Origin of the sequence: Enterococcus wangshanyuanii, from assembly GCF_002197645.1 — a bacterium.
Classification (GTDB): Bacteria; Bacillota; Bacilli; order Lactobacillales; family Enterococcaceae; genus Enterococcus_L; species Enterococcus_L wangshanyuanii.
In genome coordinates this window covers 230968-242958 of the sequence record NZ_CP021874.1, presented here as the reverse complement: position 1 = coordinate 242958, position 11991 = coordinate 230968, and the positions used below count along the sequence as shown (strand labels likewise).

Sequence of the window (11991 nt, the reverse complement as noted above, 5' to 3'; positions counted from 1 at the left end):
TACGCACGCCTTTCCCAAAAGATCTCTTTTAATCAAGGATACCCTCAAAGGATGAGAGAACAAAACCAAAGGTCTTAAATGAAAATGATTGTCATTCTTTATTAGAATCAGAGACAAAAATAGTCTGGACATTCGACTCGTCCAGACTATTTTCAGTTTAAATCACACGTTTTTTCTTTTTTATTTTTCTGTTTTCTTTTCTCTTCTCTACTTCATAAACCACTCGGGTCATCACCAATGAAATATAATTAAAGATCGAACGGCTACCTAAAACAAGCGGTAAGTAAAAGAATACGTTTTTTGTAAATAAGGAGGTCAGCATGAAAAATTCTCCGAAAATCAAGAAACAAACTAAGAATGCTGCAATCAACAGTCCAATCATGATTTTCTTTTTCAAATCTAAAGGCCGCGCCGCTCTGAAAAGAACCTGGAAGCCAACACATCCCGTTAACAGAACACACATCGTAGAAACATCCTGATGAGGCAAACCAAACCAAATCCCTGCCAATTGCAAAATCAAAATATTAAAAACAACTGTCAGCGCTCCCGGCACGGAAATTCTAAGAATGTTAGTTAAAAAATGCCCTTTGATCCGTTGATAGTTTGGTTCTAACGCTAAAATAAAGGACGGAATTCCAACAGTTAGTGTATTGATCGGTGTTAACTGTAACGGAGCAAATGGATACGGCAATAATAAGAAAATAAACGTCACTGCAAGAATGGCAGAATAAATCGTTTTGACCATATACATCGATGCCACACGTTCAATATTATTGATCACACGACGACCTTCATTCAATACTTGGATCATGGAACTAAAATCTGAATTTAGTAACACGACATCTGACACAGCTCTAGCCGCATCGCTTCCGCTAGCCATTGCTACACTAACATCTGCTTCTCTTAAAGAAAGAATATCGTTTACACCATCACCTGTCATACACGTCGTATGACCATTTTCTTTTAAAGCCTGAATCAATTCCCTTTTTTGATACGGTGTTACTCGACCAAAAACTGTTGTTTTTTCAACCAGCTCATTAAAATTTTCAGAATCAGATACTTTACTCATATCAACAAAGTGTTCCGCTCCGGCAATTCCAGCTTGCTTGGCAATTTGAGAGACTGTGATTGGATTGTCCCCAGAAATAACCTTCAGAGTAACATCCTGTTTCGCAAAATAAGAGAAAGTATCTGCTGCATTTTCCCGTAACGTATCCGCAATAATAAAAATGGCTACCGTTTCTTTTTCATTTGGTAAAATCGGCCCCGTTAACTCTGCATCAGAATGAATCAAAATCAACACTCGATCCCCTTGCTCATTGTAAGGTGCAAGCCTTTCACGAAGCTCATTCGGCAGTTCCGAATAAATAAATTCAGGAGCGCCCATTACAAAGGTCCCTTTTTCATTAAATGTAATCCCACTCCACTTCCGATCAGAAGAAAATGGCATGACCTTTTTTACTGCCCATTCTGCTTGTTGCTGTGGAAATCTTTTTCTCAGCACTTTTGCCGTTGCATTTTGATCGGATAGACCAGCCATCATTTCACTCATCGCGCGCTCGATTTCACTAGCAGGAAAACCAGCTAATGGGATCAGCTCCTTGAATGTTAATGTTCCATCGGTAATTGTCCCCGTTTTGTCCAAACAAATTGTATCCACGCGTGCTAGTGTTTCGATACACGCTAGGCGTTGTATCAGCGTTTGCTTCCGTGCTAAATTAGCTGCACCTACGGCAAACGCCACACTGGTTAAAAGCATCAATCCTTCTGGAATCATACTGATCAACGCACCCGATACCCCTAAAACTGTTTTAGGGAAAGAGTGTGTGGACTGATATTGAGACCAAAATAGCAATACTCCAATAGGCACGATTGCAAAAGTCAGCCCTTTAATCAAAAGATTTAAGGAGTTCATAAGCTCTGATGTTGATTTTTTTTCTGTTTTTGCTTCTTTAGACAGCTTGGAAACAAAATTGTCTTCGCCTACAGCTGTGATTTTGACAAAACCTAACCCAGAAGTGATAAAGCTCCCGCTCATGATTTTGTCTCCATTCCCTTTCAGGATCTTATCAGACTCTCCCGTTAAAAGCGATTCATCAACTTCCATACCATCTCCATGAAGAACGATGCCGTCAGATGGCACTTGATTGCCCAATGTCAAAACGAGAACATCGCCTAAAACAATGTCATCTTGAAAAATCTTTTTTAATTGTCCTTGTCTTAAAGTCAAAACCTCTGTTTTATTGACGATCGATAGCTTGTCGATCGTTCGTTTCGCATGAATTTCCTGAAAAACACCGATTGCCGTATTGATGATGATGATCCAGAAAAAAAGCGCATTTTTAGGATATCCTACAGCAAAAACAGCGATTGCTAGAAACAAATTGATGAAATTAAATAATGTCAATGAATTATCCAAAATGATCTGTTTCGTTGTTCTGGATAGATCTTCTGTTTCCTTATTGTATTTTCCCTCAGCATAGAGTGCTTCGACTTCTTGGTCAGATAGTCCTTTGACCGTCTCCGGAATTCGTATATCTTCAGTACTTACTCCTTGTTGTTTTTCTTCTGATGAAAAAAACGTTTCGTTATCGATATCTCTTTTTTTCTTGAACAAATTTCTCATAGTCCACCCAATTCACTTTCCTCTGATGTTTATACTCAATTAATTGTAGAATACTTTTATCATAATTACTGGTTATAGCTTTAAGTTTACACTTTTTTTAATCAATTGAACAAGAATGGCTCTTGCTCAAACCAATAATACATGTTTAAAAGTACTCCAGCAAACTACTAATACATATAAATCTAATTATTATATATTTTTTATATAAAAAAACATATTTATTGTGATATAATTAAAATCGAATAGAAAAGGAGACAAAAAAATTATGAAAAAGAAAATGGTTATTTTGTTGTGTGGTATTACGTTATTAGCAGGAATTAGTAGTTTAGGTGGTCTGTATGCTTACGCTTACGGTTGGATAATAGTTGGTGAGAATGGTGAATTGCAGTATGAGACAGTTGATCAAGCATCTATTGAAATATACTCTGAAGTGTCCCATAGTAGAAGTCACGAAAATGGCAAATGGCTTTCTACACTTAAACCTAAAGATCTCGTTAAAAGTGTGAAAGATCGAAAGGGAAATGAGGTTGATTACTCTAACCTAGAAGTTTCTTTCAAAGTCTATGATAAAGCGAAGAGTTCTTTTGTTGATATTTCAGAAAACGAAGTCTTGAATACAAATGGGACTTTTAATTTTGATAAATTCAATGATTTTCAAGTAACATTCAAATATACGTATAATAGCATGCCCGGTACTCAAGAAAAATATGTTTTGCCTTCTACAATCAGCAAAACTGTTGATGTTTGGGAAGCTGGGGCATAGAAATAAATATAAGATAAATACGTTTAACAATTCATGAGTCGAATGTTAAACGTATTTCTTTTAGCTCTAAACAGAGCTAGACTGTGAATAAAGCAGAAATACATTACCTATCTGCTAGTATTCACCTTAAATTCTCCTCTCACATTAAATTTCCATGAGAACAAGAGCAATTATAGCCAATTTATCTCAATTTTTTGGTGCGAATCTCTCAGTGATTTCATGTGCACTTATGATTCGCACCAAACACGAAACAAACTACAATGCACTATTATTTCCAAAAATCATCAAAAATCGTAATTGGCATATGGCGTTTGTGTTGCGTCTTTTTATACCAATTCTCTATCGTCTCTTTTGCTTTTTCAGAAACCTCTTTGCCTTCCACATAGTCATCGATGTCATCGTAAGTCACACCTAAAGCGACTTCATCTGCTACTAACGGCTTATCATCTTCTAAATCTGCAGTTGGGATTTTTAAATACAGTTCTGATGGCGCACCTAATTCTTTTAATAGGGCTTTCCCTTGTCGCTTGTTCAAGCGGAACAATGGTAAGATATCTGCTCCACCGTCGCCATATTTCGTGTAAAAACCAGTAATATTTTCCGCAGCATGATCTGTTCCTATTACAGCGCCTGATTTTTCACCTGCAATGGCATATTGTACGATCATCCGTTGACGGGCTTTCATATTCCCTTTGTTGAAATCGCTTATTGAAATCCCCGTGTCATTCAGTGAAGCCACGCTCGCATCGATTGCCGGTTTGATATCTACTCGCAAAGAAATATCTGGTTTGATAAAATCCAATGCCTTTTTAGCGTCTGCTTCATCTGCCTGTTCGCCATAAGGTAAACGAACAGCAATAAATTGATAAGAATCATCTTTGGTTTCTATGCGCATTTCTTCCATTGTGAGCTGTGCCAATCTTCCGGCTAAGCTGGAGTCTTGACCACCACTGATTCCTAACACTAGCGTTTTTAAAAATGGGTACTTATATAGATAGCTTTTCATAAAATCGATACTCTTACGAATTTCTTCTTGAGGATCGATTTGAGCTTTAGCTCCTAATTCTTCGATGATCGCTTTTTGCAAAGAATCCATAAAATATTCCTCCAATTTATTTATTTTCTGTCAGTGCCTTTACATCAACACGGACTTTTTCAAGTAGACGCATTTTATGATTCCAGCATTCTGTCGATAGATCTACTGGATATTTTTGCGGATTAAGATCTCGTTTGTATTCTTCCCATAATGAATCAAGATTCTCTTTAGCATAGTGTTTGATTTCTTCTAATGTCGGTAATTCATACACTCTTTTTCCTTCAACAAAAATATCCTGCAAGACTGCTCTTGCTTCAAAATTTCTAACTGTCTTGTTGATAAATGTATGCACTGGATGGAACATGTAAATTTCTTCCTGTTCGCGCGGATCTTCGTCCCATAAAGTGACATAGTCGCCTTCAGATTTTTTATCTGATTTACGTGTAATCCGCCACACTTGTTTTTTCCCTGGTGTAGTTACCTTTTCTGCATTGCTTGAAAGCTTGATCGTGTCTTTCATCTTGCCGTCTTTATCTTCGATCGACACTAATTTGAACACCGCTCCTAATGCAGGCTGGTCGTACGCTGTGATCAGCTTGGTTCCAACACCCCAAACATCGATCTTAGCTTTTTGCATTTTTAAACTCAAGATCGTATTTTCGTCCAGATCGTTTGATGCATAAATTTTTGCCTCAGTGAAACCTGCTTCATCTAACTGTTCACGTACGCGTTTAGAGATGTAGGCCATATCTCCGCTGTCTAAACGAACACCAAGGAAATTGATTTTATCGCCCATCTCTTTTGCTACACGAATCGCACTTGGCACGCCAGATTTTAAAGTATCATACGTATCGACTAAAAAGACACAATCTTTGTGCGTTTGAGCGTAAGCTGTGAAGGCATCGTAATCATTACCATAAGACTGAACAAGTGAATGTGCATGTGTTCCACTCACAGGGATACCAAAAATTTTGCCTGCGCGCACATTGCTCGTAGCATCTGCCCCGCCGATAAATGCCGCACGTGTTCCCCAAATAGCCGCATCCAACTCTTGAGCTCTGCGTGTGCCAAATTCCATCAACGGATCTTCACCGATCACGGACTTGATTCGAGCCGCTTTTGTAGCGATCAAGGTTTGGAAGTTGACCATATTTAGTAAAGCTGTCTCGATCAACTGGCACTGAGCTAAGGGGCCTTCAACCTGGATCAATGGTTCATTATTGAACACTAGATCGCCTTCCAAGGCAGAACGAACAGTACATTTAAATTCAAATTCTTTTAAGTAAGTTAGGAAATCTTCAGGATATTCCTCCACTTCTCTAAGATACGCAATATCTGTGTCAGAAAATGTAAGATTCTCTAAATAATCGACTAGTCGCTCCAATCCGGCAAATATAGCATAGCCATGATTAAACGGCATTTCTCGAAAATAGCATTCAAAAACAGAATGGATATCTGCACGTCCTAACTCCCAATATGTTTGCATCATATTGATTTGATATAAATCTGTATGTAACGTTAAACTATCATCTTTATAAACTCGTTTCATTTCACTATGCCATCCTTTACTTTTTATAAAACACTATCCTTTATTATAACAAAACTTCATTGTTTCAACCAAAAACTCGTTTTACTTCCTAAGAAGCTTTTTTATTAAAAATCAAAAACTTGCTAAAGAAATAATTTAATACGATCACGACAACTTGCGTGACCATTTTAGCCCAAAAATCAGAGATATGCAGCCACTCGATCATCAATACCATCAAAGCCATATCAATCACAAACGATAAAATACGATACCAGTAAAATAGCAGCATTTCTTTAAAAAATGCCCCCAAATTAACATGCTGACTGGCAAAAACAAAATACTTGTTTGTAAAAAAAGCAAACAAGACAGATAAAAACCAGCCAATTGTATTGCTGATTTTATAATCAATACCAAACAGATCTTTACAGATAAAAAATACGGCAATATTGACAATCGTTGTTGCCACACCAAAAACTAAATAAGAAATGACTTCTTTATATTTATGAAATAGCTCTTTCAATTTTCACTCTTCCTTTCATTGTGCTTCTATTTTAACAAAAATGACAACGAAAGCCTACTGCTTTTCTATTTTAAGTGGTAAGCTGATTTTTCGTTAGCGAATAAAGTAAAAGCACCAAAACGGGTAGCATTTGTCATCCCCTTTTTGGTGCTCTCGATTTCATTTACTCAGCAGAAACTGATTTTTGGATCACAATGATATCCTTTCTAGGTGCACTGAAAGAATAACCCGCTTCTGTCATTTTATTTTTTACGCCGATATGTACTTCGACATCCTCTCTCGTCGCATTCAAAAGTCTCTTGATCACAAAATCAACTTCCGCTTTTGCAATTTTTTTCTTCGTATTGATCATGATGATGTCGATTTTATCATAGGCATCCGCATAAACGATCTGTGTTCGGTCCAGTGCATATAATTTAAAGAACTTTATTGCTTTAGAACCAAATACAAATTTTGTTATATTTGGATAAAAATATTCTAAATTCAAATTTTTATTCATTGGTGTTTCGATTAATTTCATATCTACAGCTCCTTTTCAACCATCGTTGTCTGATTAACCTTACATAAATTTTACTCTTTCTCAGTCTATTTGTAAATCAGAGATTTTATATGATAATGTAAATAAAAGACTTGACCTTCACGTTAAGTAAAGGTTTATGCTTAGTTACACAGGAGGGAAAAAGATGGAATATACAATCAAAAAAGTGGCTGAATTATCCGGAATCAGCACACGAACACTACGCTATTATGACGAAATCGACTTATTGAAACCTGCGCGCATCAATTCTTCCGGTTATCGTATATATGGCACAAAAGAAATCGATCGTCTTCAGCAGATTCTTTTTTACCGCTCACTAGAGATGAAGCTTGAGGATATCCAAAAGTTGCTAAATGAACCTGATTATGATCCTCAAAAAGCATTACAGCAACACTATGAGCAACTTTTAGAAAAACGCACGATGATCGATCATCTGATCCTGACTGTAGAAAAAACGATCCACTATCAAAAAGGAGAGATAGACATGACTGATAAAGAAAAATTTATTGGCTTTAAACAACAAAAATTACAAGAAAATGAAGAACGATATGGACAAGAAATCCGTGAAAAATACGGAGAAGAAACGGTAGAAGCTTCAAATAAGCAGTGGCTAAATTTAAGCGAAGCAGATGTTGAAAAAATGGAGCGTATTGAAAAAGAACTGTTTGCTGCTTTGAAAATAGTTATAGAAACCAAAGACTATCAATCTGACGAAGCAAAAACTGCCTTCTCAAAACACAGAGAATGGCTGATGATCACTTCTCCTAACTATTCTGTTGAAATGCACAAAGGACTAGGTCAAATGTATGTTGGTGATGAACGTTTTGCTGCTTATTACAATGATCGGGTTGGTGATACAGCTGCCGACACATTGAATCAGATCATCCAGCAATTCACAAAATAGATTTGAGTAAAAAAATAGAAAATTAGCTCCAAAGTAACTTAACTAAAAAAATGAGGTTGAAACCTGACATGGTTAGTCAGGCTTCAACCTCATTCCTTCTATAGTATGCTCTCTTTTCGCTCGAATTTAAGCTCTTGTAGAATGGTCAATGCACTATCATCGGGTAAGTTCAACTGATCAGCAGCTTTAAAACTCAAGCTGATCGAACCGTAATTTTCCTCTGATTCAAAATAGTAAACCATCATTTGACCTTGTTCAGCGTCTTCTTTTGCTTCTTCTCGATATTCAGTAATAAAAAAATCCCCATGTATTTTTTCTGTTTTCTTATCGACGGAAGCTTCAGTTCTCGTTTGAGCGGCCTTTTTTAGATACTCGGAAAAACTATCGTATGCCGCTTTCTCGATCATACTAACATCTATAAAATACGCTTCACTCATAAACGATTGATATGAATAGCCATTTTCATCAGCGATATCCATAAAATAGCCTGATTGATCATGGAGTTCTTGAGGCAATGTTAGCTGAATTGTTTCATTCCCTCTTGATAGATCCATTGACTGAATCGTCGTTTTTTGTTCATCCTGATCGAAATCTGCCTCATCACGTAAACGATTTTCAAAAATGGATGAGCCATTATCATTCAAATAAGTTTTTGCACCAAAATACACCACAGCTCCTGCCAAAGCAATGCCAATCAAAGTTAAAATCAATGTACGAATTCTTCTTTTCCGACGTTTTTCCATGAAGTTGGTATTCTTCAACACTTCTTTTTTATAACTGTCAGAATGCGTGATTGCCGTAATATCATAGTAATAAAAATGCAGCGGCTGCTCAAATCTAACTTTATCTGTTTCATAGTTGAAACCTACGAGTAATGTATATTGCTTGATAGCGGAAGGGAAATTACGAATATTTTTCTTATTTAACTTGATCAATTCACCCTGGCTATCTAAAAAATAATAGGCTTGATTGTCTTCTTGCGGCGCACTTTCCTGCATCACTGGAAACGCCTCGATCAATTTTTCCGGAATTTCTTTAAAATAACTTTCAAACGAAGCTTCCTTTAAAAAACGAAGCAAATACAGCAAGCCTGCAATTTCACCTACAAAAACGAGTACTAAAATTCCTCTCAAAATAGTAGTTGAGACACCAATTCCTGTAACTGTCAAAAGCATCACTGCAATCAGTCCAAATAGATACATCTGATAGCTTCTTTGATAGAGCTGTCGAATTCCTGATTTATAATAATCAAGATCCCGAATAATCTGTTCATTTATATTTTCCATTCGTTCTCCTTTTACCAACATGAACTGTTTATTTTATTAATTCTGCAAAAATAAATTTTCCAACGCCTCCATCAGCGCAATCACCGATCACTCGGTCGCATTGTGCTTTAACGATATCTAACGCATTACCGACCGCAAGTGAAACATCAACGGCTTCCAGCATCGCCAAATCATTTTCGCCATCGCCAATACCATAGCTGACTGCCTCTGGATAAGCATTCATAAATTCTTTGATTGCATAACCTTTGCTGCTTTTTGGATCGACCACTTCTAGACACTGCGTAAATGAAGAAAAGACATATGCTGTGTCACTCCCCAATAATCTGCGTAACTTCTCATGTTCGGCATCACTAGCCTCCATCAGTTCGATCTTCATTACTTTCACCTCAGGATGCTCCACTAAATAAGCCAACGGATCCTCTACATGATAACATTCCGTTTTAAAGAAATTTTCTTTGAAGTCCATGATTTGCTTTCCAATATCTCCCATTGGCGCAAGTTTTTCTCTTAAAGCTAAAATATTTTCTTCATAATTCTCAACTGGTTTTAAAATGATTCCTTCATTTGTATGGAGATGATAAAAAATATTGCGTTCTTCTAAAATCGTAATCGCTTTTTTACATTCATCCAAAGACAAGCAATGATTGTACTCAACTGGCTGACCGACTAATTTGTGGCCACCACCATTGCTGAAAATCATATCACATTCACTATCCAGCTGATTTATTAGCTCTTCTAATTGCGCATAGCCACGACCGCTGATAAACACAAAATGATCTCCTTGTTTTTGAAGGGCATATATTGCATCAAAATTGACCTGCGGAATTTCTTGCCCCATTTCCTGAAACGTACCATCTATATCACAAAAAATAACATTCATTGATCGTTCACTCCTACTTCGTTTTTCTCTTTTAATAAATCGAGTTAACATTTTATACTCCTAGCGTAAATTATAGCATAAAGAAACCTATTATATATTTTGATTTTTATTTTTTCATTTTATACATCATTTCCTATAGAACATAAAGCACAATAAAAAAACCATGCTGATTACCTTTTCCGTAGTCAACATAGCTCTTTCGATCATTCGTCTTTTTCATTTACTATCTTCTGTTTCTTTTTGTTCTGTCTTAATAGCCAGACGACTAGAAGCAGCCAGCTTCCCACTGAAATAGTGGCTGACAATAATTGAAGTCTTGTCCAATAATAAGCTAAATGGACAGTTCCTTTTCCGCTCAAACGTAATTCACTAAGGCCTGGAAAAGTCGGACTATTGTAAACTTCCATCATCTTTCCATTCACTTTTGCTTGGTAGCCCTTATAATAAATAAAAGGAAAAACGATCGCTTCTTTTGAGTCTTTTTCATCTATCTGATAAGCCAAGTCGATCGCGCCATAATCAAAGGTAACATTCTCCAGTGTGATTCCCTTACTATTGCGGATCGTTTTAGGTGCTTGAATCACTTCCTGAAAATCAGTACCTGATGGGATATATTCATTCCCCCAGCCTAAAAATGCTGAAGGCAGCTGCTCGATTTGATCTCTTGAAACCAATCGGTCAGTATCTGCCACAAAAAGACTATGAGTGAACACCAGCATCAGAGCTATTGCTATAGCGCTATATGAAAGTAATTTTCTCCCATGCTCATTTTTTACGATCAATGAATAGTTTTCTGCAAATAGCCAGCAGACACAAAAGGTAACGATCGAAAATAAGCGCCAAGGAAATTGGATCGCGTTCATCACTGTATGATCTAGTAATCTATGTGGAAAGAAGCTCGTTGAAACAAATAAAAATAGACCTGTCATTATAAGCAAGCGTCTAGCTTGTTTAGAAAATCGACTATAATTTAGTGCTAGGAAAATCAGTAGTCCAATCATCAACAGTCCTAAATTATTAAACCCGCTATTTCGAATAGCAATGTTCAAATAGTCGCCGATCGATCCAACTTCTTGACTGAGCTGTGCTACTTGGCTTGTTTGAAACGTGAAAGATTGCTCTGCGACTTGTTCAGCCAATGGGACAAGAAAACCTAAACATAATACTATCGTTAGTCCAGCTGCTTTAAAAAAAGCGACTGTTCTTGTTTTTTCACCGATCACATGACGGATATTGAATAGTAAATAGACCAAAATAAATAGACTAAATATAAAAGCACTCAACACATGACTCAAAATCAACGCTGCCATTCCCAGAGATAAAAGATAGAATTTATCACTTTCTCCTTCAAAAATAGACCACACACCGACAAATGCCAACGGTATAAACGCTAAAGCCAATACTTCTCCCACAGCAGCCCTTTCCGTCAAATCACTTAAACGATAAGAAGCTGTTCCATATAAAACAGCAAACAGAAACGCTTGAAAAGGAACTTTTTTATAAAAAAGAAAACTATAATAAGCAATTAAATACGTCATAAAGTTTATACCGATCAAGAAAATAATATAGCTGTTGCTGATTGACAGCCCTAAGATCCTAAGTAGGCTGGCAGGATAAAGGAAAATATCTGAATAAAAAATGGGTGAGCCATAGCCCATACCATAAAGAAAAAAATGATTGATTTTAGGAATAAAATCTCCATTTCTTATACCCAAAGCTAATCCTTCGATTCGATTGAGATGAAAATAAAGGTCATCTCCGCGATACATGACTTCTTTTCCTATATGAGTAAACAGCAGCGGTATGATACTTAACAGCAGAAACACTATAAATAGGAGCATCCGCTGCCGATTGCGTTCTTTCTTTATCCTGTTTCACCTCTTTTCACTTGAATCGCTTATCTAACGAAT

At 36.7% G+C, this 11991-nt stretch carries 10 protein-coding genes; 2 read left to right on the top strand and 8 right to left on the bottom strand.

The window, feature by feature from the left end:
* Nucleotides 1–157: 157 nt before the first annotated feature.
* Entirely contained in the window at nt 158–2626 is a 2469-nt protein-coding gene (locus CC204_RS01145) for a cation-translocating P-type ATPase (RefSeq protein ID WP_088268430.1), read from the bottom strand.
* A 265-nt stretch (nt 2627–2891) separates the two neighbouring features.
* Between CC204_RS01145 and CC204_RS01140 the strand changes: the two genes are divergently transcribed.
* Complete coding sequence (locus CC204_RS01140; protein WP_088268429.1) at nt 2892–3389, top strand: hypothetical protein; 498 nt, start codon at nt 2892–2894, stop codon at nt 3387–3389.
* Between the two features lie 268 nt (nt 3390–3657).
* On the opposite strand, the gene nadE is transcribed toward CC204_RS01140, so the two are convergent.
* The 4 genes from nadE to CC204_RS01120 form a co-directional block, all read right to left on the bottom strand.
* On the bottom strand, nt 3658–4485 hold the full coding sequence (nadE, locus tag CC204_RS01135; protein ID WP_088268428.1) for an ammonia-dependent NAD(+) synthetase: 828 nt from the start codon (nt 4483–4485) through the stop codon (nt 3658–3660).
* Between the two features lie 16 nt (nt 4486–4501).
* Nucleotides 4502–5974 carry a nicotinate phosphoribosyltransferase gene (locus tag CC204_RS01130; protein ID WP_088268427.1) on the bottom strand — a complete coding sequence of 491 codons (1473 nt, stop codon included), beginning with the start codon at nt 5972–5974 and terminating at the stop codon, nt 4502–4504.
* 88 nt (nt 5975–6062) lie between these two features.
* The gene (locus CC204_RS01125; protein ID WP_088268426.1) at nt 6063–6473 is read right to left on the bottom strand and encodes a GtrA family protein; all 411 of its coding nucleotides are present in this window, start codon (nt 6471–6473) and stop codon (nt 6063–6065) included.
* Nucleotides 6474–6636: 163 nt separating this feature from the next.
* The gene (locus CC204_RS01120; protein ID WP_088268425.1) at nt 6637–6993 is read right to left on the bottom strand and encodes a DUF1827 family protein; all 357 of its coding nucleotides are present in this window, start codon (nt 6991–6993) and stop codon (nt 6637–6639) included.
* A 163-nt stretch (nt 6994–7156) separates the two neighbouring features.
* Between CC204_RS01120 and CC204_RS01115 the strand changes: the two genes are divergently transcribed.
* Entirely contained in the window at nt 7157–7915 is a 759-nt protein-coding gene (locus CC204_RS01115) for a MerR family transcriptional regulator (protein ID WP_088268424.1), read from the top strand.
* A gap of 98 nt (nt 7916–8013) precedes the next feature.
* Here the strand turns inward: CC204_RS01115 and CC204_RS01110 are convergent, their stop codons facing one another.
* The 3 genes from CC204_RS01110 to CC204_RS01100 all read right to left on the bottom strand — a co-directional run bounded on the left by CC204_RS01110 (nt 8014) and on the right by CC204_RS01100 (nt 11850).
* Nucleotides 8014–9201 (bottom strand): hypothetical protein, encoded by a 1188-nt coding sequence (locus tag CC204_RS01110; protein ID WP_088268423.1) that lies wholly within the window; start codon nt 9199–9201, stop codon nt 8014–8016.
* 28 nt (nt 9202–9229) lie between these two features.
* Complete coding sequence (locus tag CC204_RS01105; RefSeq protein ID WP_088268422.1) at nt 9230–10081, bottom strand: HAD-IIB family hydrolase; 852 nt, start codon at nt 10079–10081, stop codon at nt 9230–9232.
* 203 nt (nt 10082–10284) lie between these two features.
* Nucleotides 10285–11850, bottom strand: coding sequence for a glycosyltransferase family protein (locus CC204_RS01100; protein ID WP_088268421.1), 1566 nt, complete (start codon nt 11848–11850; stop codon nt 10285–10287).
* Nucleotides 11851–11991 lie beyond the last annotated feature (141 nt).